This is a genomic window from Rhodococcus sp. NPDC003382 (assembly GCF_053589135.1).
Genome location: NZ_JBSFRH010000030.1, coordinates 1 through 23,139, shown reverse-complemented (window position 1 = coordinate 23,139; position 23,139 = coordinate 1). Strand labels below are relative to the sequence as shown.

Here is a 23,139-nt window from a genome sequence, read left to right as displayed (position 1 = left end):
TTTTCTTCGAGGTCCTGCTTGTCCTTGCAGCGCTGCTCATCACGTGGTTCACGCTGTACACCATCTACCGTCTGGTCACCGACGAGTCGTGACGAGCGAACCCGGTGACAACCCCGGTGTCGTTCGCGGCAGCGGGGACAAGGCCGTCGCCGACGCGATCGAGCGCGCCAAGGCGACCGCGGACCTGAACGTTCCGGTCCTGCAGGGGCTGCCTCTGCCCGAGGACACCGCCAACCTGCGGCTCGGGCCGGATCTGCATCCCGCGCTGCTGGCGCTGCTGCCCATGGTCGGCGTGTGGCGCGGCGAGGGCGAGGGCAACGATCCCCGGACCGGCGACGACTACCACTTCGGCCAGCAGATCGTCGTCTCGCACGACGGTGGTGACTACCTCGTGTGGGAGTCGCGGTCCTGGAGACTCGACGAGAACGGCGAGTACGCCGCCCCGGATCGCCGGGAGAGCGGCTACTGGCGCGTCGCCGGGCAGGATGCCGTGGGCAGCGAGGATCCCGAAACCCTCGAACTGCTGATCAGCCACAGCTCCGGTGTCGTGGAGCTCTACTACGGAACGGCCCTGACCCAGTCGTCGTGGGAGATCGCGACGGACGTGGTGATCCGCAGCCAGTCCGGTGAGGTCGTCGGCGGCGCCAAGCGTCTCTACGGAATCATCGAAGGCGGCGACCTCGCGTACGTCGAGGAACGCATCACCGCGGACGGCGACCTGAAGCCGCACCTGTCGGCGCGACTGTCGCGTCACATCGGCTGAGCGGTCGTATCTGCCGAGCGGTCACATCCGCTGAACGAGCGCCGACCCGCGCTCGACATCGCTGTCCCCCGACACCGTGATCCGCCCGTAGACACGGAGCGACCCCCGAGCCATACCGGCGAGGGCGGACGCATCCACTCCCTCACAGGTCCCGGCCGGACAGACCGGGGGCTCGGGGGCCGGGTGACTACCTGGGATTCGCCAGCCGCGCGCGCGGTCGGTGAATACCGTCGTCGGCGACAGCGGCTAGCCGGCAGCCACCTCACGTGTCCGACATTCACTCATTGTCCAGACCACCTCCTTCCTCGTGTACGGACGAACGTACGCCTCGGTCAGAGGGTCGGCAATCGATTATTTTCGGGGATGCTCTCCGGGACCTCGACGACCCGATCCGCGGCCGTTCCGGCGGGCAGCTGGTGGGTGACGACGACGACCGTGCGGTCGGCGGCGACCAGCCCGGCGTCCCGGTCCAACAGCAGACGCTGCAGGTGCGCGCCGTCGTCGGCGTCGAGATGCTCGGTCGGTTCGTCGAGCAGCAGCACTTTCGCCGGTGACAGCAGCGCCCGCGCCAGCAGGAGTCGTCGGCGCTGACCACCCGACAGCGCGCGGGCCCCGCCCTCGAGGGTCGTGTGCAGCCCGTCCGGCAGCCCCGAGACCCACTCCCCCAGCCCGACCGCCTCGAGCGCGGCCGTCGCGTCGTTCTCGTCGACGTCGCCGCGCGCCACGCGCAGGTTCTCGAGCACCGACGTCTCGAAGACGTGGGCGTCCTCGGCGAAAAACCCGACGTGACGCGGCAGTTCGGTCCGGTCGAGCTCGTCGAGCGCGACGCCGTCGAGGGTGACGGACCCCGCGGCTGCGGGCAGCAGGCCGGCGAGCGTCATGATCGTGCTGGTCTTACCGCTGCCGCTGGCCCCGACGATGGCGACGCGTGCGCCCGGGGGCAGGTCCAGGTCGAGCGCGGCCGACGCCCGGCCACCCGGCCAGCCACTGCGCAGCCCGGTGGCGCGCAGGTGCCCGGGACCGCCGATCGGGCGTGTTCCGTGCGGGACGGGCCGGTCGGCGCGGTCGAGCAGATCGGTGATCCGGCCGGCCGCGATCCGGGCGCGGGTCAACGTCAGCGCGGCGGCAGGCAACGCGCCCGCCGCCTCGAACGCGGCGAGCGGCAACAGCACGAGGATGCCCAGCGACATCGGGCTCATGGTCGGATCGGATGCGAACGCTGTGATGCCGACGAGCAGCGACCCGAGCACGGCGGCACCGATCGCGAGCGGGGTCGCGGCCTCGGCGAACGCGGCGGGCGCCGCGGCGCGGTCGGTCGCGGCGACCACCGCGTCATTCTCCGTCTCGGCCCGGCCGACCGTGGCGTCGAGCCGCCCCGCGACCCTCAATTCCGCGGCGTGGTCGAGGACGGTGACGGCGTCCTGCGCGAACCGGGCGCGGGCGTCGGCTCCGTCGGCCTCGGCGCGGGCGGCGGCGCGCGCGGACAGCCACGGCGCCAGCACCCCGGCGACGAGCAGGGCGCCGGCGAGGATCGCCGCTGCGGGCAGCGAGATCAGGGCCAGCGCGACGACGGCGGCCGCGGACAGCACGATCGCGACGGTGATGGGCACGAGCGCGCGCACCACCACATCGCCCAGCGCGTCCACGTCGGCGCCGGTGCGGGTGAGCAGGTCGCCGCGGCGCAGGCCTGCGGATGCGGCGGGGTCGCCCGCCGCGAGCCGACGGTAGAGCCCGGCGCGGGCGGCGGTGGTGCCGCGCAGCGCGACGTCGTGGGTGGCCAGGCGCTCGCAGTAGCGGAACAGGCCCCGCGAGATGCCGAGGGCACGCACGGCCACGACCGCGACGGTGAGGTCGAGGACGGGAGGCATCTGCCAGGCGCGGATGATGAGCCAGGCCGAGAGTCCCGACAGCAGCAGCGCGGCCCCGAGGGTCGCGACACCGGCCGCGACCGCGACGAGAACGCGGCGGGGTTCGAGTTCGAGCAGGGCCATCGCGCGGCGCAGGTCGCCCATCGGGCGGCCACGACGGCCACCCCCCGCTTTTCCACCCCCTGTTTTTCCGAGCGAATGTACCGTTCGCTCGGTTGAAGGAGACGAACGGTACGTTCGCTCGGAAACTCCGGGTCGCTCGGTCATCGGGCAGTCACCTCCACGACGGTGTCGGCGGCGGCGAGCAGGGTGGGCCGGTGCGCGACGACGACGACGGTCGCGCCGCGGTCCGCGCGTTCGCGCAGTGCGGCCAGGACGGTCGCCTCGGTCGCGGTGTCGAGGTGTGCGGTCGGTTCGTCGAGCAGCAGCACCGGACGCGGGGACGCGAGGGTGCGGGTCAGCGCGAGACGTTGCCGCTGGCCGAGGGACAGGCCGGTTCCGCCGGCTCCGACCCGGGTGTCCCATCCGTCCGGGAGTTCGTCCAGCACCTCGTCGAACCCTGTTGCAGCACAGACATCTACAAGACCGGGTGAGGTGGCGTCGACGCCGGTGAGCGCGAGATTGTCGGCGAGGGTCCCGGGCAGCAGGACCGGCCGCTGCGGCAGCCAGGCGACCTGCGACCACCAGGCGTCCGTGCCGCGCACTTCGTCGCCGCCGATCAGGACGCGGCCGGACGAGGGTTCGGCGAGACCGAGGATCGCGAGCAGCGCGGTGCTCTTGCCGGCGCCGTTGGCGCCGGTGAGCACGGTGATCGTGCCGGGGCGGCACACCGCGTCGAGGTCGTGCGGGGCGTAGCCGTCGCGACCCGCAACGGACACGCCGTCGAGCACGAGGTCGCGACCGCGGGCGTCGAGTGCGTGTCCTCCCGCGGGCGTGACGGCAGCCGGGGACGCGGTGTCGAGGATCGCGAAAGCCCTTTCCGCCGCGGCCATTCCGTCCTCGGCGGCATGGAACTTGGCGCCGACGGTACGCAGAGGCAGATACGCCTCGGGCGCGAGAATCAACGCGACGATCCCGGCCTCGAGCGGCATCCCGCCGACGACGAGACGCAACCCGATACCGACGGCGACGAGCGCCACCGACAGGGTCGCGAGGAATTCGAGCACCGAACCGGACAGGAACGCGACCCGCAGCGCCGACATGGTGGCGCGGCGGTGGTCGTCCCCGAGTTCGCGGACGCGGCCGGCGGGTCCCTTCTCGCGACCGAGCGCGCGCAGGGTCGGCAGGCCCGCGAGCAGGTCGAGCAACTGTGCGGACAGGGTGGTCATCGTGCGCAGGGTGCGGTCGGCGCGACCCTTGGTGAGCAGGCCGATGAGGATCATGAACACCGGGATGAGCGGCAGGGTCACGGCGACGACGATCGCGGAGGTGAGGTCCTGGGTCGCGATGGCGACGAGCACGATCGGGGTGGACACGACCGCGAGCAGCAGCGCCGGCACGTAGCCGGTGAGGTATTCGGTCAGGCCGCCGAGTCCGCGGGTGAGCACCGTGGCGATCTCGTCGCGGCGCGGATCCAGGTCGCGGGGCGGCGTCGCCGCGGCCGCGGCGAGTACCTCGTGTTCGAGTTCGGCGACGACCCGGCTCGCGGAACGGTGCGCGTAACGGCTGCGCACCCAGGTGGTGACGGCACGCACCGCGATCGCCGCGGCCAGCACGATCAGATCGGTGCGCCAGTCCCCCAGGGCGCGAGCGTCGGTGGTGATGACCCCGGCGAGGACCCGGCCGATCATCAACGCGGACACCACGATTGCCGCGACGTCGATCAGCGCGGCGACGACCGACAGGACGAGATATCCGCGGACGGACGCCGAATAGCGCCACAGTCGCGGATCGATCGGGCGACGACGCCCCCGCGCACCGCCGGATTCCGCGGAATCGGGACGGTGCGCGGGGGTGACGTCGGGGGTGGTCACGACCGGCCCGCTCCGATCGGCAGGCCGATCGACTTCGGGATGTGATGGGTCGAGATGCGCTGGCGGAAGACCCAGTACGTCCAGCCCTGGTAGATCAGGACGACCGGGGTGACGAGGACGGCTGCCCACGTCATGATCTTCAGCGTGTACGGGCTCGACGACGCGTTCTCGATCGTCAGCGACCACGCCTCGTTCAGCGTCGACGGCATGACGTTCGGGAACAGCGAGCCGAAGAGCAGCACGATCGTGCCCGCGATCGCGACGGTCGTGAACACGAACGCCCAGCCTTCCCGCTCGACGCGGGTGAGTGCGACGACGGCGAGCAACGCGGCCGCGGCGATCGCCACGAGGATCCACGTCCAGGTCTTGCCGTAGGCCAGTTGCGTCCACAGCACGAACGCGCCGGCCACGACGACCGTCGGAATCGACAGGCGGTGCGCGAGTTTCACCGCGTCACCGCGGACCTCGTCACCGGTCTTGAGTGCGAGGAACACCGCGCCGTGCAAGGCGAACACGAGTGCCGTGGTGACACCACCGAGCAGCGCGTACGGGTTCAGCAGCGCGAAGAACCCGCCGACGTACTGCTTGTCCTCGTCGATCGCGACGCCGCGGACGATGTTGGCGAACGCCACACCCCACAGGACGGCCGGCACCCAGGATCCGACGATGATGCCGAGGTCCCAGCGGCGACGCCAGGTCGGGTCGTCGATCTTGCCGCGGTACTCGATCGCGCAGACCCGCACGATGAGCGCGAGCAGGATCAGCAGCAGCGGCAGGTAGAACCCGGAGAACAACGTCGCGTACCACTCGGGGAACGCCGCGAAGAGCGCACCCCCGGCGGTGAGCAGCCACACCTCGTTGCCGTCCCACACCGGCCCGATCGTGTTGAGCAGCACGCGCCGCCGGGTGTCGGCGACCTCGTCCCCGCCCCGTCCGAGGACGGGCATGAGCATGCCGACGCCGAAGTCGAAGCCTTCGAGCACGAAGTATCCGGTGAACAGCACCGCGATGAGGACGAACCAGAGCTCTTGAAGTCCCATGATCGTGCTCTCCTAGTACGCGAAGGACAGTTGCTTGGGCCGGCCGTCGTCGGGTTCGTCGTGCTCGCCCGGCGGGTGCGCGTCGTGCGGCAGGGGCCCTTCGATCGTGTAGCGGCGGATCAGCCAGAACCACACCACGCCCAGGGCGGCGTACACGAGGGTGAACGCAACCAGCGACGTGATGACGGTGGCACCGGCATTGTCGGAGACGCCCTGGTCGACGGTGAGCCGGATCATGTCCACACCGGTCGGGTTGGGGTGCACGACCCAGGGCTGGCGTCCCATCTCGGTGAAGATCCAGCCTGCGCTGTTGGCCAGGAACGGGGTCGGGATCGCGAGGACGCTGAGCCACCCGAACCACTTCTGGTCGGGGACACGGCCGCCGCGCGTGACCCACAGTCCCGCCAGCGCCAGGGCCAGCGAGCCCGCACCGAGCCCGATCATGGCGCGGAACGACCAGTACGTCACGAACAGGTTGGGCCGGTAGTTGCCGGGACCGAACTGATCCTCGTACTGCTCCTGCAGATCCTGCACACCCTGCAGTTCGACGCCGGAGAAGTCGCCCTCGGCGAGGTAGGACAGGACGAACGGAACCTCGATGAGGTGGGTGACGCCGTCGCAGTCGTTGTGCGTGCCGATGGTCAGAACAGAGAAGTTCGGGTCGACCTCGGTGTGGCACAACGATTCCGCGGAGGCCATCTTCATCGGCTGCTGCTCGAACATCAGCTTGGCCTGGACGTCGCCGGTGAGGATCACGGCGACGCCGGAGATCATCATCACGAGCATGCCGAGCCGCGCGGCCGGACGGAAGATGCCCCGCGCGTCGCCCTCGAGCCGGTCCGCCTCGACGGCGTCGTCGGAGTCCTTGGCGCGCCTCATGTTCCGGACCATCCACCAACCGGCGATGCCCGCCACGAAGGTGCCCGCGGTGAGGAAGGCGCCGGCGACGGCGTGCGGGAACGCGGCCAGGGCCGTGTTGTTGGTCAGGAGCGTCCAGATGCTGGTGAGTTCGGCGCGCCCGGTCTCCGGATTGTAGATCGCGCCGACGGGGTGCTGCATGAACGAGTTCGCGGAGATGATGAAGAACGCCGACGCGTTCACGCCGATCGCGACCAGCCAGATCGTCGCGAGGTGAAGCAGTTTCGGCAGCCGGGTCCACCCGAAGATCCACAGGCCGAGGAACGTGGACTCGAGGAAGAACGCGACGAGGCCTTCGAGGGCCAGCGGCGCACCGAAGACGTCACCGACGAACCGGGAGTACTCGCTCCAGTTCATGCCGAACTGGAACTCCTGGACGATGCCGGTGGCGACACCGAGTGCGAAGTTGATGAGGAACAGCTTGCCGAAGAACTTGGTCAGCCGATACCAGTGGTCCTTCTTCGTGACCACCCACATCGTCTGCATGATCGCGATCATCGGCGCGAGGCCGATGGTCAGCGGGACGAGGATGAAGTGATAGACGGTGGTGATGCCGAACTGCCACCGGGACAGGTCCAACACATCCATGGCAACTCCGTGGTGACGCCCAGGAACAATCGCCGAATCCGGGCTGTGGGCAGACACACCCGAATTCAGTGCACAACGTATCGGCCCCGCGACGCGCGCGAGGACGATCCGGTGTTACTACGAACTGTAGTAGCTATTTGCCCCGGATACGGACACGGTGTCCACAAACACAGTCGTCCCGAATGAGGCCCCCGGCTCACCCGGAGCCTGCCGCCCGCGGTCTCTAGTCGATCGTGTCGACCGCCAGATCGACCAGTTCCTCGACCTCGCGGTCCAGAGCCCGCCGCTCGAGAGGATGCCCGTCGAGGGTGTGGACACGCGCCGCGAGCGCCACACTCGACACCAGCCACACCCCGTCGGCGACGATGAGGTCGGCCGGGCGCAGGGTTTCGTACCGGACGGAGAAATCGCGTTGTTCCGCGACCTCGAACAGCGCCTGCTGCGTGGTTCCCGGCAGGATCCCCTGCGCCGGGGGCGGGGTCAGCAACGTCCGGCCGCGGGCGATCACGACGGTCGAACGCGGACCCTCGAGCACGCATCCCTCGCTGCTGACGAAGATCACGTCGTCCACACCCAGGGACTCGGCGTGCCGCAGCGCCGCCATGTTCGTCGCATACGACAGCGTCTTCGCGCCGAGGAGCTGCCACGGTGCCCGCGACGCCAGATCCACCGAGAATCCCCGTTCGAGGGACACCACCGACACGCCGTCGCGCCGCGCCGCCTCGATCCGCTCCGCGACCGGGGTGACCAGCAGGAAGGCGGTCGGACCACCGCCGGTCTCGCGGCCCCGGGTGTACACCAGCCGCAGCGCGCCCTCACGGTCCTTGCCCCACTGTTCGACGGCCAGGTCGATCGCCGGCCGCCAGTCGTCGCGATCCGGTTCGGGCAGGCCCGCCGCCTCGGCGGACGCCGCCAGCCGGGCCAGGTGCCGATCGACGGTCCGTGCCCGCCCCTCCCGCACCAGCAATGTCTCGAAGACGCCGTCCCCCCGCAGCACACCGAAATCGTCGGCATGGAGCAGCGGCGCATCCGCGTCCCGCACCTCGCCGTCCAGCGTCACCAGCACCCGATCAGCCATGGCGCCCACCCTATCCATTGGCGGTCCACGACCTTGTTCCCCATAGACTGGTGTCGTGGCCGAGTTTCCGATCGTGACCGAAAGCCCACTGCTCGCGCTCCCCGACGCCGTCGCCGCCCCCGCAGGCACACCCGATGCCGGACTTCCCTGGCACCACGGCGATCCCCTCGGTGAACAGCGCGCCGCGACGCTCGGAGCGGCGGTGATCGACCGGTCGACGCGGTTCGTCATCGCGATCTCCGGCGAGGAACGGCTCTCGTGGCTGCACACGATCTCGAGCCAGCACGTCGCAGCGCTGCCCGACGGCACCTCCGCCGAGAACCTGAGCCTGGACGCCAACGGGCGCATCGAACACCACTTCGTGCAGACCGATCTGGACGGTGTCACGTGGATCGACACCGAACCCGGGCGCGGACCCGATCTGCTGGCGTTCCTCACCAAGATGGTCTTCTGGGCCAAGGCCGAACCCCGCGACGGGAACGAGCTGGCGGTGCTGAGCCTGCTCGGACCGGAGTCCGGCGACCCGCGCATCCTCGCCGCGCTGGGTCTCGAGGCGCTGCCGGCCCGGCCGTACGACGCGGTCGCGCTGCCCGGCGGCGGGTTCGTGCGGCGCATGCCGTGGCCGACCGGCCATTCGTACGACCTGCTGGTGCCCCGGGAGAAGCTCACCGAGGTGTTCGGGGCGCTCACCGCAGCCGGCGCCCGCGCCGCCGGCACGTGGGCGTTCGAGGCGCTGCGCGTCGAGGCCGTGCGCCCGCGCATCGGACTCGACACCGACGAGCGCACCATCCCGCACGAGGCCCGCTGGATCGGCGGGCCCGACCGCTTCGGTGCCGTGCATCTCGACAAGGGGTGCTATCGGGGCCAGGAGACGGTGGCGCGGGTCGAGAATCTCGGCAAGCCGCCTCGGCACCTGGTGCTGCTGCACCTCGACGGTTCCGCCGACGGACGGCCCGAGCCCGGCGATCCGGTGACCGCCGACGGCCGGACCGTGGGCCGTCTGGGCACCGTCGTCGACCACCACGAACTCGGCCCGATCGCGCTCGCATTGATCAAGCGCACCGTTCCCGCCGGAACCGCGTTGGTCGCCGGACCCTGCGCCGCGGCGATCGACGCGGACTCCGTTCCGGACGACACCGGTGTCCAGGCGGGCCGCCTGGCCGTCGAACGGCTGCGCGGCCGGTGACCGCCGCAGACATCCGGCTCGGCCGGGTGGACGCGGTGTGTGTGGTGCATGCGATCCGGGACAGCGGTAGCCGCCGGGTTCCCGTCACGGCCATCGACAAGCGTCCTGTGTCCGATCCGGTGCACGTCGGCCCGCACGGCCTCACCGGCGACCGTCAGTGCGACACCGAGCACCACGGCGGCCGTTACAAGGCCGTGTACGTCTACGGCGAGGACGAGGCGCAGCGCTGGGTGTCCGAACTCGGCCGGGACCTGCCCGCGGGCTGGTTCGGTGAGAACCTGCGGCTGAGCGGCATCCCGACGACCGACGCGGTGATCGGCGAACGGTGGGCGGTCGGCACCGGTGGTCTGGTGCGCGAGGTGACCGAGCCGCGCACCCCCTGCGGAACCTTCGGAAGGTGGGCGGCCGAACCGCGCTGGGTCAAACGCTTCACCGAGCGCGGCGACACCGGCGCCTACCTGAAGGTCGTCGCCGAGGGCCCGGTCGCTGCGGGCGACCCGATCGAAGTGCTGTCCGTTCCCGCACACGGCGTCACCGTCCGGGATATGTTCACCGGACGCGACCCGGATCGGCTCGCGGTGCTGCTCGAACAGCAGCAGGATCTGTCGCCGACCCTCGTCGAGAAGGTCCGCCGGCGGCTCGCCGTACGACAGGTGCAGGGGGCGATGTGAGCGTCGAACTGGTGGAGGTCGTGCGGTCCGGGTTCCGCGAGTGCGTGCACCGCGGGTCCCTGATCGTCCTGGACCCGCGCGGCGAGGTGCTGATCTCGCTGGGCGAGGTGCACACGCCGATCTATCCGCGGTCGTCGAACAAGCCGCTGCAGGCCACGGCACTGCTGCGAAACGGTTTCGTCCCGCGCACCACGGCCGAGCTGGCCATCGCGACCGCGTCGCACGAAGGCGAGTCCGAGCACGTCGAGCTCGTCGAGGACCTGCTCGACGAGTACGGCTTCGACGAGACCGACCTGCAGTGCCCGGCGGACCTGCCGGGCAACGAACTGGCCCGCGCCGAGGTCCTCGCGTCCGGGCGGCCGCCGCGGACGGTGTACATGAACTGCTCCGGCAAGCACGCCGCGATGCTCGCCGCGTGCGCCGCGAGCGACTGGGATCCGCGCACCTACCTCGACCCGGCCCATCCGCTGCAGCAGGCCGTCGTCGACACCGTCCTGGACCTGGCCGGCGACTTCGAGGACGCCGAACTCGGCATCGACGGCTGCGGCCTGCCCATCGTTCCACTGCCGTTGTTCAACCTCGCGAGCGCGTACTCGCGGCTCGTCACCGCGGCCCCGGACACTCCCGAGCGGGCGGTCGCCGACGCGCTGCGCGCCCACCCGTTCCTGATCTCCGGAACCGGCAAGGACGACGTCCGCCTGATGACCGCGGTGCCGGGCCTGATGTGCAAGGCAGGGGCCGACGGTATCCACGCCGGCGCGCTGCCGGACGGCACCGCGTTCGCGTTCAAGATCGACGACGGTCACGAACGCGCCCGGCTGCCGTTGACCGCGGCGCTGCTGCACCGTCTCGGTGTCGACTTGTCGGAGGAACTCGCGACGCTCGCCTCGCAGCCGGTGCTCGGTGGAGGCAAGCGTGTGGGCACCGTTCGCGCGATTCCGGGGGTGTTCTGACCTCCGATCGCCAGACGAACCCCCGACGAACCGCGCTGTCGCCGCAGGTCGTGCCCAGGTGAGACGCATCGGACACGGCCCTGGAGGGGTGTGTGGAGGCGGAACGAACTTTTCCACGCTAGAGTGGAGCGCAGGAAAATACTCACATCACCGGGGCCGCCAAATTCCCCAGGCCGCCCCGTCAAAGCGCGAGGGGGTTAGCCATGGGCCGCGGCCGGGCTAAGGCAAAGCAGACCAAGGTTGCACGGCAACTCAAGTACAGCTCGCCGTCCACCGACTTCGAGAGCCTCCAGCGAGAGTTGTCTGGTGGTGAACCCATCTCGCACCGGGACGAAGTCTTCGCTGAACAACGCTCCGGTTGGGACGACGACTCGGACGACGACTGGCGTCGCTGACCCAGAGTAATCCCACGCACGGATCGGGGAGCCGGCAACACCGGCTCCCCTTACTGGCGCACGACGCACCCGCGCACGGTGTGTCGTCCGGGTTCCGCACCCGCCGGCGCGGATGCTCCCCGGTACCGGGATCTCAGCCACGCACCTGAGCACAAAGCACTGCGCCCGGGCCATCCAGGTGGCCCGGGCGCAGCGCTTTGCTTTGGAAGCCGATCCGGCTAGAACCGCGGGTGGTCGCCGAGCAGCACGGCCCGCACGTCGTCCTGGTCCTGCGCCTTGCGGACGGTACCGAGGGTCCAGCAGTCGATGTGCCGGGCGGTGAGCACGGCCAGCGCGCGGTCGACGTCCTCCGGCGCGACGATCGCGACCATGCCGACGCCCATGTTGAACGTCTTCTCCATCTCGGCGCGCTCGACGCGACCGCGCTGGGCGATCATCCCGAACACCGGCGCCGGGCTCCACGTCGTGCGGTCCAGCTCGGCGACGAGGCCCTTCGGCATGACGCGCGCGAGGTTCGCGGCGAGGCCACCACCGGTGACGTGGCAGAACGTGCGGACCTCGGTCTCGGCGGCGAGCGCCAGGCAGTCCTTGGCGTAGATGCGGGTCGGCTCGAGCAGTTCCTCGCCGAGCGTGCGGCTGAACTCGTCGACGTGCGCCGTCAGGCTCATCTTGCCGATCTCGAGCAGCACCTTGCGGGCGAGCGAGTAGCCGTTCGAATGCAGACCCGAGGAGCCCATGGCGATGACCACGTCGCCCGGACGGACCCGGTCGGGGCCGAGCAGCTTGTCGGCCTCGACGACACCGACACCGGTCGCGGACAGGTCGTAGTCGCCGTCCGCCATCACACCGGGATGCTCGGCCGTCTCGCCACCGAGCAGCGCGCAACCGGCCTGGATGCAGCCCTCGGCGATACCGCCGACGATCTCCGCGACCCGCTCGGGAACGACCCGGCCGACGGCGATGTAGTCCTGGAGGAACAGCGGCTCCGCGCCGCACACGACCAGGTCGTCGACGACCATCGCGACGAGGTCGAGACCGACGGTGTCGTGCTTGTCGAGCGCCTGCGCGACCGCGAGCTTCGTGCCGACCCCGTCGGTGGACGACGCCAGCAGGGGCTCCTTGTAGTCACCCTTGAGCGCGAACAGGCCCGCGAATCCACCGAGGCCGCCGAGCACCTCCGGTCGGGTCGCCTTCTTCGCGAGCGGCGCGAACAGTTCGACGGCTCGGTCGCCTGCCTCGATGTCCACGCCCGCCGCTGCGTAGGAAGCTCCGGGGGTTGTGTCCTCGGTCATGGGTTGTCGGCTCCAGCCTCGAGTTGTGGTGAACAGGTGTGCCGGCACCGTCGTTCGGACGCGCGTGTGCACGCCGAAAGCAGCCGGCCGCGCACCTACGGTACCGGACCGGCCGGGACCGTCGGTGCGCGAGGAGAGAAAAGTCCGGACCTCAGGGACGGCTCAACGCGTCCGCGTTGTCGTTGTCGAGGACCGTAGGGGTGTCCGATTCGACGTCGACGATGCCCTCGAGGACGTCCTTGCCGACGGCGTGCTCCTTCGGCAGCGCGATCGGGTAGCGACCGTCGAAGCAGGCCGCGCACAACCGTGAGGCGGGCTGCTCGGTCGCGCCGATCATGCCGTCGATGGAGATGTAGCCGAGCGAGTCGGCGCCGATCGAGCGGCGCACCATCTCGACCATCTCGTCGAAGTCGTGTTCGGAGACGTGTGCGGCGTCGTCGCGGGTGCCGCTGCCGTTGGCGATCAGCTCCGCCGGGGAGGCGAAGTCGATGCCGTAGAAGCAGGGCCACTTGACCGGCGGGGACGCGATCCGCACGTGGATCTCCAGAGCCCCTGCCTCGCGCAGCATCCGGATCAGGGCGCGCTGGGTGTTGCCGCGCACGATCGAGTCGTCGACGACGACGAGCCGCTTGCCGCGGATCACCTCGCGCAACGGGTTGAGCTTGAGCCGGATACCGAGCTGACGGATCGTCTGGCTGGGCTGGATGAAGGTGCGGCCCACGTAGGCGTTCTTCATCAGGCCCTGCCCGTAGGGCACGCCCGAACCCTGCGCGTAACCGACCGCGGCGGGTGTCCCGGACTCGGGCACCGGGATCACCAGATCCGCGTCGACCGGGTGTTCCTTCGCGAGACGACGGCCGATCTCGACACGCGTCGCGTGCACCGACCGGCCGGCGATCGTGGAGTCGGGACGGGCGAGGTAGACGTACTCGAAGACGCAGCCCTTGGGCTCGGGGTTCGCGAACCGCGACGACCGCACGCCGTCGGCGTCGATCGCGAGCAGCTCACCGGGCTCGATGTCGCGGACGAAGGATGCGCCGACGATGTCGAGGGCCGCGGTCTCGCTCGCGACGACCCAGCCGCGGTCGAGGCGGCCCAGACACAGCGGGCGGATGCCCCACGGGTCGCGCGCCGCGTACAGGGTGTGCTCGTCCATGAAGGTCAGGCAGAACGCGCCGCGCAGCTTCGGGAAGAGCTTCATCGCGGCCTGCTCGAGGGTGCCTTCGGCGACGGTATGGGCGAGGAGCGCACCGACGATGTCGGAGTCCGAGGTCGCGGCACCGGGCCGGGCGGGGTCGATGATGCCCAGTTCACGGGCTCGCTGGGCGAGTTCCGCGGTGTTGACGAGGTTGCCGTTGTGGCCGAGCGCGACACCGGTGCCGGCGGCGGTCGTCCGGAAGATCGGCTGTGCGTTCTCCCAGGTCGTCGAACCGGTCGTCGAGTAGCGGCAGTGGCCGACGGCGATGTGGCCGGGCATCGCGGCGAGCGTCTGCTCGTCGAACACCTGGCTCACCAGGCCGAGATCCTTGAAGACGAGCACCTGCGAGCCGTCCGCGACGGCGATGCCGGCCGCTTCCTGTCCGCGGTGCTGCAGCGCGTAGAGGCCGTAGTACGTGAGCTTCGCCACGTCCTCGCCGGGAGCCCAGACTCCGAAGACGCCGCACTCCTCGCGAGGCTCGTTTTCGGGTTCATCGGAGGCGAGAAGATTGCGAGTGTGGACCGACAGATCGGCACTGGTCACCGGGGTGCTCCCTGGGGCTGGACAAGGGCGGGGCATACCCATTCTACGAGCAGGTTCCGGTAAGCCCTATCCGGGACTCGTCACACGACCCGCATCAGCGGCAGCCAGTGGGCGATCTCCGCGGCCCGGCTCCCGGACGCATCGAGCTTCCCGGACGCGACCGCGTCGTCGTATCCGAGGAGGCCGGTCGCGAGCAGCAGCCAGGTGCGGGGCTCGGTTTCGACGACGTTCGGCGGTGTGCCGCGGGTGTGCCGCAGCCCCTCGATGCACTGCACCGCCACGAACGGCGGTACCCGCACCTCCACGCTGGCTCCCGGCGCCACCTGCTCGAGGGTGCGAGCGCTGAGCCGGACCGCCGCGGCGAGATCCGCCCGCGCCGGCCGGTCGTCGCTTTCGCCGCGCAGCCACGGCGCGACCCGGAGCAGGGCGTCTCTGAGTTCGGCGGGGTCGACGGGTTTGCGGGGTGCCACGGGTAGGCAGCCTAGGACACGCGCAGGCGGCGCCGGGTCCCCATCAGACGTGCCGCGGCCGCTCCCCCGGTGTTGATCGCCAGGTGCGCGAGGGCGGGCGCGAGGACGCTGCCGCTGCGCCGGCGCAACCAGTCGAAACCGAGCGCGGCCAGGCCGGTCACCGCGACCGTCCCGACGACGCTGTCCCCCGCGATCATCGCCGGCCGCACGTGCCACAACCCGAACGCGGTGGCGTGCACCGCGGGGCTCACCAGCGGTGTCAGGACCCCGCGGAACAGCAGTTCCTCCGCGAGCACGGTCCCCACCGGGATGTGCAACGTGATCCAGGTCCAGAAGTCGTCGCGGCCGGCTCCGGCCGAGTCCGCGATCCGGTCGCGTACCACGGGTACGGTCAGGGCGAGCACGTAGCCACCGAGGACCGCCGCCGCGACCGCACCGCCCCAGCGCAATCCGGACGGGACGCGGGCGGGGTCGAGCCCCAGCTCGGTGCGGTTCATGCCCGACGCGCGGGCGGCGACCACCGCGCACACGCCCACCCCTGCCGACGCCCACGTGCGCCCGTGCGCGCCGAGCGGTGCCGACGGCAGGGTCGCGCTCCACACGACCGCTCCCGCCGCGACAGCCGGTCCCACGAGGCCGAAGCGGGTCACTTCTCCGGCCCCTGGGTGCCGGCGAGCGCCTCGAGCGCGAACCGCACCCGTTCGGTGTCGGTGGAGGTCCAGCCCTCCGGCTGGGTCACCGCGACCCATCCGTCGAGCACCTCGGTGCCGTAGTTGTGGCCGTGTCCGTCGGGTACGCCGGCCGCGTTCGTCAGATCCGCCGAAACCTGCCAGAACGTGACGATCGGGAACCAGCGCATCTGCGGCAGCCGGTCCGGCCCGGGGGGTTCGGACAGCCAGTCGGGCCGTGTGAACAGCAGGTCGGTCGACCACCACACCACCGGGTCGGACGCGTGCTGGATGTACAGCACGCGCGGGTTCAACCACGGGCTGGGCGGGTTGTCGAGGTCTTCCGCGTCGTCGGTGAACCGCACGACCATGCCGTCGGCGTACACCGGCTGCACCTCGGGCGTGCCGGGGTCGCGGCGATCGACGAGCTGATGCCACAGCCGGTTGGCGTTGGGCGGCCCCACCCACAGCACCCCGTCCACGGTCTCGCGGATGTCGGCGAGGGTGTCGAAAGCCCCCTCCCCCGACTGGGTTCCGAGGCTCTCCCCGTAGACGTACAGCTCGGGTCGCCGGTCGGGCGGCTGGGCGAGCCAGCGTTCGTGGACACGGTCGACGAGGATCCGGCCGGCTTCGGCGGCCTTGTCCCGGTCGGCGAGGAACGAGATCCAGCTGGGCAGGAACGAGTACTGCCACGCGACCATCGCGAGATCGCCGTTGTGGACCAATTCCATGGCCTGCGCGGCGGTGGGGTTCACCCAGCCCGTACCGGTCGTCGGGATGATCACCAGCACCTTGCGGTCGAAGGCTCCGGTGCGTTCGAGTTCGTCGATCACCAGGTCCGCGCGTTTCTCGACGGTGTCGGCGGTGCCGAGCCCGACGTACACGCGGATGGGTTCCTTCGCGGGGGTGCCGTTGACGGCTTCGAGTTCGCCGGCGTGGAGTCCGCGGGAGACGAAGTTGCGCCCCTCGAAACCGAGGGTGTCCCACGGGGCCAGCGATTCGGGACTGCCGGACTTCTCCGGGTTCATCGGCTGGACGGCACCGGGCCGGGTCTCGGCGTCCTGGATGCTGAACGCGGAGTTGACGATCGCGTACGTCCCCCGGATCAGGACGCCGTCGATGAGCATGGCCGTCACCAGCACGACCACGAGCACGCCGAGGGTGCGCGCGAGACCGGCCGGAAGGTGACGCCGGATCAGTTGCCACGCAATCCATCTGCCGATGTCGCGCAGACCGCGCCAGAGGGCCACGAGCAGGCCGGAGACCGCGAGCGCCAGCGCCAGGGTGCGCAGGTAGCCGCTGGTCGTCGTGCCCTCCGCGCCCATCAGCGCCGCGAGCTGACGCTGCTGGACCGCCGAGAACACCAACGCCATCAGAGACGCGACGATCGCGGCGACCGGCACCGCGACCTTGATCGCCCGCAGCACGGGGATCGGCGGCGGCCACCAACGCGCCCACGACAACACGAACCGGTAGACGGCCCAGCCCACCGCACATCCGACGCCGTAGCCGATCGCCGCATTGATACCGCCGATGAGACCCTGGAACAACCAGTCGCGCGGCAGCAGCGACGGCGACAGCGACCAGCAGAAGAACAACGCCGCGAAGGCGATACCGGTGAAATCCAGGCTCAGCCACCCCCACACCCGCGCGGTGAGGGGGTGACGGTCACCGAAATCGGTGACCGCGGCGATGACCCGGCCCTGGCGAGCCTCGATCAACGCCAACCGATCGACCTGGGTACTGGCCATGGCTACCCGAACAAGGCGGGAAGAGTGCCCTCGTAGACCTCTCGCAGCTCGGCCAGGGTCACCGCGAACCGGCCCTGCACCTCGACGGAATCCGAACCCTCGTCGACGACACCGATCCGCACCCACGGCAGGTCGCGCGCCGAGCACATCCCCGTGAAGCGGGACTCCTCGGTGCGCGGCACCGCGACCAGCACCCGGCCGGCGGATTCGGAGAACAGCGTGACGAACGGGTCCGCGTCCTCGGGAAGCAGGATCCGGCAACCGGTCTCACCGGCGAGCGCCGCTTCGACGACCGCCTGGGCGAGGCCGCCCTCGGACAGGTCGTGGGCCGCCGAGATCAGGCCGTCGCGCGAACCGGCGACGAGGATCTCCGCGATGAGCCGCTCGCGCTCGAGGTCCACCTTCGGGGGCACACCACCGAGGTGGTTGTGCTCGACCTGCGCCCAGATCGATCCGTCGAACTCGTCGCGGGTCTCGCCGAGCAGGATGAGCGTCTCGCCGGGCTCGAGGCCCAGGCCGGTCGGGATACGACGATGCACGTCGTCGATGACGCCGAGCACCGCGACGACCGGGGTCGGCAGGATCGCGGTCGAGCCGGTCTGGTTGTAGAAGCTGACGTTGCCGCCGGTCACCGGGATGCCGAGCTGGGCGCATCCGTCGGCGAGGCCGCGCACCGCCTGCTGGAACTGCCACATCACGGCCGGATCCTCCGGCGAACCGAAGTTGAGGCAGTTGGACACGGCCTTGGGGGTCGCGCCCGTGGTGGCGACGTTGCGGTACGCCTCGGCGAGCGCGAGCTGCGCGCCCGCGTACGGGTCGAGCTGGGTGTAGCGGCCCGACGCGTCGGTCGCCAGGGCGATACCGCGGCCGGTCTCCTCGTCGATGCGGACCACACCGGCGTCGGCGTTCTCCGCCAGCACGGTGTTGCCGCGCACGTAGCGGTCGTACTGCTCGGTGATCCACTTGCGGCTGCACAGCGCCGGCGACGCGAGCATCTTCAGCAGCGTGGCCTTCAGTTCGTCGGCCGTCTCCGGGCGCTTCAGGCCGGCGGTGGTGTCGGCGATCAGCGCGTCCTGCGAGTCCGGACGCTGCACGGGACGCTCGTAGACCGGGCCCTCGTGTGCGACGGTGCGCGGCGGCACGTCCACGACGGTCTCGCCGTGCCAGGTGATAACCAGGCGGTCGCCGTCGGTGACCTCACCGATGTCGGTCGCCAGCACGTCCCACTTCTTGCAGACCGCCATGAACGCCTCGACGTTCTCGGGCGCGACGACCGCGCACATGCGTTCCTGCGACTCGGAGGACAGCACCTCGGCGGGGGTCATGCCCTTCGCACGGGTCGGGACCCGGTCGAGGTGGATGCGCATGCCGCCGTCACCGGCGGCGGCGAGCTCGGAGGTCGCGCAGGACAGGCCGGCGCCGCCGAGGTCCTGAATGCCGACGACCAGCTTCTCGCGGTACAGGTCGAGGCAGCACTCGATGAGCACCTTCTCGGTGAACGGGTCGCCGACCTGCACGCTCGGCAGCTTCTTCGGGCGGCCGCCTGCACTGTCGTCGAACGTCTCGGACGCGAGGACGGAGACGCCGCCGATGCCGTCGAGGCCGGTGCGGGCACCGAACAGGATGATGCGGTTGCCGGTGCCGGACGCGAACGCCAGGTGCAGGTCCTCGACGCGCATCGCGCCCGCGCACAGCGCGTTGACCAGCGGGTTGCCCTGGTAGGAGGCGTCGAACACGGTCTCGCCGCCGACGTTCGGAAGGCCGAGGGAGTTGCCGTAGCCACCGACACCGCGCACCACGCCGTCGACGACGCGGCGGGTGTCGGGATGGTCCGCGGCACCGAAACGCAACTGGTCCATGACCGCGATCGGGCGCGCACCCATCGCCATGATGTCGCGGACGATGCCGCCGACACCGGTGGCCGCGCCCTGGTAGGGCTCGATGTACGAGGGGTGGTTGTGCGACTCGACCTTGAAGGTCACCGCCCAGCCGTCGCCGATGTCGACGACACCGGCGTTCTCGCCGATGCCGGCCAGCATCGAGGAACGCATCTCGTCGGTGGTGGTCTCCCCGAAGTAGCGCAGGTGGACCTTCGACGACTTGTAGGAGCAGTGCTCGGACCACATCACGGAGTACATCGCCAGTTCGGCGTCCGTGGGACGGCGGCCCAGGATCTCCTTGATGCGGGCGTACTCGTCGTCCTTCAGACCCAGCTCGGCGTACGGCTGAGCAAGATCGGAAGTCTCGGCGGCGTGGGTGACGGTATCCACCTGCGGTGACACTGGGCGTCGGGTCCCTTCACTCTGGGATCGAAACGGCAGGCCGGGCGCGCACTGCCGCGGCCAGTCTATCGGGGGGGACCGTCATCGGGTGCCACCGGTGCGTCGGCGGACACGCCGCGGGCGTTCGCCCGCGTGAGGGTGAGCGCTTCCAGGTCCACGGTCACGTCACGACCGGCCACGGGCAGCGTCATCGTTCCCGCCTGTTCGCCGTCGAATCGGTACCACCCGTTTTCGAGGGTGAACGCCGCGAGCACGGCCGGTTCGGTGAGATCGACGATCCAGTACTGCGGAATCCCGCTCTCCGCGTATTCGGAGAACTTCGTGACCCGGTCGGTCCGCCCGCTTCCGGCGGTCGTCACCTCGACCACGAGCCGCACATCGGCGGCGGTCGCACGGTCCGGATCGGCCTCGACGAGGGCCCGGTCGACGACGATCACGTCGGGGCAGCGGACCGTCGGCGGCTCGCCGGGGAGCAGCACCTCGACGTCGCCGAGGACGCACAGCTCGTCGGGGAGTTGCTCGGCGAGCGCGTCGACCAGTGCGAACGTGACGTGCTGGTGCAGGTATCCGGGGTGCGGGGTCACGACGAGGACCCCTTCGCAGAGCTCGAGCCGGTAGCGCTCGTACTCGGGCAGGGCCGCCCACTCGTCGACCGTCAGCAGATGGTCGGGGAACGACGGACCGCTCATCATCGATCACCACCGTTCGTCCTCGGCGGGAAGGTGCACTCAGTCTCGCATCGCGGACGGCTCCACGTGGGCCTTAGGCGGGGTCGATCCGGTCGGACGGCACCAATCGGACGCAGCAGAAACCCGGCGCGGGATCCAGGCACGCGCGCAGGGTGCGGTCGCCCAGGCCGTCGAGCAGTGCCGTGAGCAGGTCGAGGTTCATACCGCACACCAGGTCGGTGTGCCCGTCGACCAGCGCATGGAACGGGCAGTTTCCGAGGCGGATGGCGTCCCCGTCGTCGAGCGGTTCGAATCCGTGGTCCGCGAGGACCTCGGTCGTCCGCTCGCCGGCGGCGTCCTCCCCGATCCGCCGGCCCAGTTCGGTCGCGCGCCGCGACAGGATCGCGCGCGGCGATTCGCCGGTGCGGTCGGACTCGTCGACGGCGTCCGCCAGCAACCGGCCCGCCAGTTCGTATCGCCGCGCGGGCAGAGTCACGTCGATCTGTCGCGCGGCCCGGCGATACAGCTTCGCGGGGCGTCCGGCTCCCGGCCCGGCGCGCCCGCTCCGGCGGGCGAACTCGACCTCGAGCAACCCCTCTTCGACGAGCCGGTCGAGATGGAAGGCGGCGGTCGTGCGGGCGATACCCAGGGCGGCGGCGACCTCGTCGCGTCCCACCGGTTCGCGACGGCTCACGACGTAGTCGTAGAGCCGGCTCCGGGCGGGTTCGCCGAGTGCCGCGAGGGCGGCGATCCCCGATTGCTGCGCGCGGTCCATCCCTCGATTGTAAAACCGATTTTCGTTGACTAAATGTCGCCGCCGATTCTAAAATCAGTGCAGATAGTTTTTAGAACTCGGACAGAGGGAGACCCGTCATGTCCACCACCTCATCCCCCACCGCGATCACCGCGCGCGCAGACCTCCACGACCCCGGCTATCAGGCGTTTCTGGCACTGCGCACGGTCTTCACCGTCGCCCCGATCCTGTTCGGGCTCGACAAGTTCACCAACCTGCTGACCGACTGGCCCGGCTACCTGGCCACGTGGATCGACGACATCCTCCCCGGCACCGCGCAGCAGGCCATGTACCTCGTCGGTGTCATCGAGATCGCAGCCGGCATCCTCGTCGCCGTCGCACCCCGGATCGGAGCCTGGGTCGTCGCCGCATGGCTCGCCGGGATCATCGTCAACCTGCTGACCTACTCCGGCTACTACGACATCGCGCTGCGCGATTTCGGTCTGCTCGTCGGAGCCGTGGCACTCGCACGACTCGCGGTCGCGTACCACCGCCGGACGTGAGCCCGATCCGGCCGGACCGGATCGGTCAGGCCGCCGGCGTCAGGAAGGCGGCCAGAGCGTCCGCGTAGGAGCCGACATCGGCGGCGCCCATCAGCTCGCGGGCCGAGTGCATCGCGAGCTGCGGGGCGCCCACGTCGACCGTGGTCAGCCCGGTGCGCGACGCGGTGATCGGCCCGATCGTCGAACCGCACGGCAGGTCGGCGCGGTGCACGTAGCGTTGCAGCGGCACCCCGGCTTGGTCGCAGGCCAGGGCGAACGCCGCGGCGCCGGCCGCATCCGTCGCGTACCGCAGGTTCTGGTTGACCTTGAGCACCGGTCCGCCGTTCACCTCGATCCGGTGCGACGGCTCGTGCCGCTCCGCATAGTTCGGGTGCGTCGCGTGCGCCATGTCCCCGGAGGCGACGATCGACCCGGCCAGGGTGCGCAGGAACTCCTCGCGACCACCGCCGCGCGCGAGCACGATCCGCTCGAGCACCGAGTTCAACAGGTCGGAGAACGCCCCGCGGTCCGACATGCTGCCGACCTCCTCGTGGTCGAACAGCACGAGCATCGGGGACGGGCCCGGGTTCCGGACGACGTGCTCGGCCGCGGCGAGCAGCGCGTGCACGCCCGCGTAGCAGGTGCCCTGGTTGTCCAGGCGCGGTGCGCTGACCAGATCGCCGTCCACCCCGACCAGCGAACTCGGCGCCAGGTCGTGGGTCATGAGTTCCCAGCCGAGCACCGCGTCCGCGGCCACCCCGGCCCGGTCGGCGAGATAGCCGATGAACGACCGCGGTTCGGTACCCACGCCCCACACGGCGTTCACGTGGCGTTGCGGGTCGAGCTGCACGCCCTTGCGGTCTTCCGACAGGTGGATCGCGAGCTGCGGAACCCGCAGGATCGGGTCGTCGACGTGCACGAGCACGTCCGAGGCGGTCGCGCCGTTGCGCACCGTCAGGCGGCCGGAGACACCGAGGTCGCGGTCCAGCCACGAGTTCAGCCACGCCCCGCCGTACGGTTCGAGGCCGACGGTCCGCCAGCCGGCCGACACCAGGTCCGGATGCTGCTTGACCCGAAGGTTGGGGCTGTCGGTGTGCCCGCCGACGATCCGGAACGGCCGGGTCGTGCCGGACGCGTCCGTCGCGCCCTCCCCCTCGGTGGTCCACGCGATGAGCGAGCCACCGCGGATCACGTAGTACCGCCCGGGCTCGGTCGGCCAGGGCTGCGTCTCGGCCAGTTCGTCGAAGTCGGCGTCGGCGAGCATGGCCGCGACGGTCGCGCACACGTGGAACGGTGACGGTGACAGGTCGACGAAATTGCACAGCCCCTGGGCGTCGGCGCGTGTGAGAGAAGACATTCCTGCATCCTCGCACCACCGCGAGGAATCCACACCAGGTGAAGCTGCCGCTTCCGGTGCTGCGTTGTGGCGCCTGGGACCGCCACAACGCAACACCGGCAAATATTCAGTGAGGTTTTCTCACCAGGAGTTCGCTGACGGCGGCCGGGGACATTCGGGCGGTGTGGCGTGAGATGAGGACGTGGGGTCCTACCTGGTAGAG

General features: G+C 70.4%; 20 protein-coding genes. 6 read left to right on the top strand and 14 right to left on the bottom strand.

Translation table 11 applies throughout. From position 1 onward, the window contains the following. Positions 1-88 precede the first annotated feature (88 nt). The gene (locus ACWDUD_RS19925) at positions 89-763 is read left to right on the top strand and encodes an FABP family protein (RefSeq protein WP_450110380.1); all 675 of its coding nucleotides are present in this window, start codon (positions 89-91) and stop codon (positions 761-763) included. A 332-nt stretch (positions 764-1,095) separates the two neighbouring features. On the opposite strand, the gene cydC is transcribed toward ACWDUD_RS19925, so the two are convergent. The 5 genes from cydC to ACWDUD_RS19900 all read right to left on the bottom strand — a co-directional run bounded on the left by cydC (position 1,096) and on the right by ACWDUD_RS19900 (position 8,228). Continuing rightward, on the bottom strand, positions 1,096-2,775 hold the full coding sequence (gene cydC / locus ACWDUD_RS19920) for a thiol reductant ABC exporter subunit CydC (protein ID WP_450110379.1): 1,680 nt from the start codon (positions 2,773-2,775) through the stop codon (positions 1,096-1,098). 119 nt (positions 2,776-2,894) lie between these two features. Next, positions 2,895-4,604 carry a thiol reductant ABC exporter subunit CydD gene (cydD, locus tag ACWDUD_RS19915; protein WP_450110378.1) on the bottom strand — a complete coding sequence of 570 codons (1,710 nt, stop codon included), beginning with the start codon at positions 4,602-4,604 and terminating at the stop codon, positions 2,895-2,897. Continuing rightward, entirely contained in the window at positions 4,601-5,644 is a 1,044-nt protein-coding gene (gene cydB, locus ACWDUD_RS19910; RefSeq protein WP_197253249.1) for a cytochrome d ubiquinol oxidase subunit II, read from the bottom strand. Before cydB ends, cydD begins: the two co-directional genes overlap by 4 nt. Before the next feature lie 12 nt (positions 5,645-5,656). Continuing rightward, entirely contained in the window at positions 5,657-7,150 is a 1,494-nt protein-coding gene (locus ACWDUD_RS19905; protein WP_197253251.1) for a cytochrome ubiquinol oxidase subunit I, read from the bottom strand. Between the two features lie 223 nt (positions 7,151-7,373). After that, entirely contained in the window at positions 7,374-8,228 is an 855-nt protein-coding gene (locus ACWDUD_RS19900; protein ID WP_248673581.1) for an aminodeoxychorismate lyase, read from the bottom strand. Positions 8,229-8,283: 55 nt separating this feature from the next. Here ACWDUD_RS19900 and ygfZ point away from each other — a divergent pair, with 55 nt between their 5' ends. The 4 genes from ygfZ (at position 8,284) to ACWDUD_RS19880 (ending at position 11,433) form a co-directional block, all read left to right on the top strand. Further along, positions 8,284-9,414 (top strand): CAF17-like 4Fe-4S cluster assembly/insertion protein YgfZ, encoded by a 1,131-nt coding sequence (gene ygfZ / locus ACWDUD_RS19895; protein WP_248673582.1) that lies wholly within the window; start codon positions 8,284-8,286, stop codon positions 9,412-9,414. Then, on the top strand, positions 9,411-10,085 hold the full coding sequence (locus ACWDUD_RS19890) for an MOSC domain-containing protein (RefSeq protein ID WP_450110377.1): 675 nt from the start codon (positions 9,411-9,413) through the stop codon (positions 10,083-10,085). Before ygfZ ends, ACWDUD_RS19890 begins: the two co-directional genes overlap by 4 nt. Next, the gene (locus ACWDUD_RS19885; RefSeq protein WP_197253362.1) at positions 10,082-11,038 is read left to right on the top strand and encodes an asparaginase; all 957 of its coding nucleotides are present in this window, start codon (positions 10,082-10,084) and stop codon (positions 11,036-11,038) included. Before ACWDUD_RS19890 ends, ACWDUD_RS19885 begins: the two co-directional genes overlap by 4 nt. A gap of 203 nt (positions 11,039-11,241) precedes the next feature. Further along, complete coding sequence (locus tag ACWDUD_RS19880; RefSeq protein ID WP_197253364.1) at positions 11,242-11,433, top strand: DUF3073 domain-containing protein; 192 nt, start codon at positions 11,242-11,244, stop codon at positions 11,431-11,433. 218 nt (positions 11,434-11,651) lie between these two features. On the opposite strand, the gene purM is transcribed toward ACWDUD_RS19880, so the two are convergent. The 8 genes from purM to ACWDUD_RS19840 form a co-directional block, all read right to left on the bottom strand. Beyond that, positions 11,652-12,725, bottom strand: coding sequence for a phosphoribosylformylglycinamidine cyclo-ligase (gene purM / locus ACWDUD_RS19875; RefSeq protein WP_197253366.1), 1,074 nt, complete (start codon positions 12,723-12,725; stop codon positions 11,652-11,654). A gap of 151 nt (positions 12,726-12,876) precedes the next feature. After that, positions 12,877-14,466, bottom strand: a complete 1,590-nt coding sequence (gene purF / locus ACWDUD_RS19870; protein WP_450110376.1) for an amidophosphoribosyltransferase — start codon at positions 14,464-14,466, stop codon at positions 12,877-12,879. 80 nt (positions 14,467-14,546) lie between these two features. Further along, the gene (locus ACWDUD_RS19865; RefSeq protein WP_197253370.1) at positions 14,547-14,936 is read right to left on the bottom strand and encodes a sterol carrier family protein; all 390 of its coding nucleotides are present in this window, start codon (positions 14,934-14,936) and stop codon (positions 14,547-14,549) included. A gap of 11 nt (positions 14,937-14,947) precedes the next feature. Further along, a complete protein-coding gene (locus ACWDUD_RS19860) occupies positions 14,948-15,586 on the bottom strand; it encodes a CPBP family intramembrane glutamic endopeptidase (protein WP_248673583.1) in 639 nt (212 codons plus the stop codon). Next, the gene (locus tag ACWDUD_RS19855) at positions 15,583-17,355 is read right to left on the bottom strand and encodes an alpha/beta hydrolase (protein ID WP_197253374.1); all 1,773 of its coding nucleotides are present in this window, start codon (positions 17,353-17,355) and stop codon (positions 15,583-15,585) included. The genes ACWDUD_RS19860 and ACWDUD_RS19855 overlap by 4 nt, the downstream gene beginning before the upstream one ends. Positions 17,356-17,357: 2 nt before the next feature. After that, complete coding sequence (gene purL / locus ACWDUD_RS19850; protein WP_248673584.1) at positions 17,358-19,637, bottom strand: phosphoribosylformylglycinamidine synthase subunit PurL; 2,280 nt, start codon at positions 19,635-19,637, stop codon at positions 17,358-17,360. A 65-nt stretch (positions 19,638-19,702) separates the two neighbouring features. After that, positions 19,703-20,329, bottom strand: a complete 627-nt coding sequence (locus ACWDUD_RS19845) for a Uma2 family endonuclease (protein WP_450110375.1) — start codon at positions 20,327-20,329, stop codon at positions 19,703-19,705. A gap of 70 nt (positions 20,330-20,399) precedes the next feature. Next, positions 20,400-21,080, bottom strand: coding sequence for a helix-turn-helix transcriptional regulator (locus tag ACWDUD_RS19840; RefSeq protein ID WP_450110374.1), 681 nt, complete (start codon positions 21,078-21,080; stop codon positions 20,400-20,402). A gap of 98 nt (positions 21,081-21,178) precedes the next feature. On the opposite strand from ACWDUD_RS19840, the gene ACWDUD_RS19835 reads away from it, so the two are divergent. Further along, positions 21,179-21,601: an Rv2617c family stress response/phage resistance protein gene (locus ACWDUD_RS19835; RefSeq protein ID WP_420753145.1), complete on the top strand. Its 423-nt coding sequence runs from the start codon at positions 21,179-21,181 to the stop codon at positions 21,599-21,601. 25 nt (positions 21,602-21,626) lie between these two features. Here the strand turns inward: ACWDUD_RS19835 and ACWDUD_RS19830 are convergent, their stop codons facing one another. Beyond that, positions 21,627-22,937, bottom strand: a complete 1,311-nt coding sequence (locus ACWDUD_RS19830) for a M18 family aminopeptidase (protein ID WP_450110373.1) — start codon at positions 22,935-22,937, stop codon at positions 21,627-21,629. Between the last annotated feature and the right edge of the window lie 202 nt (positions 22,938-23,139).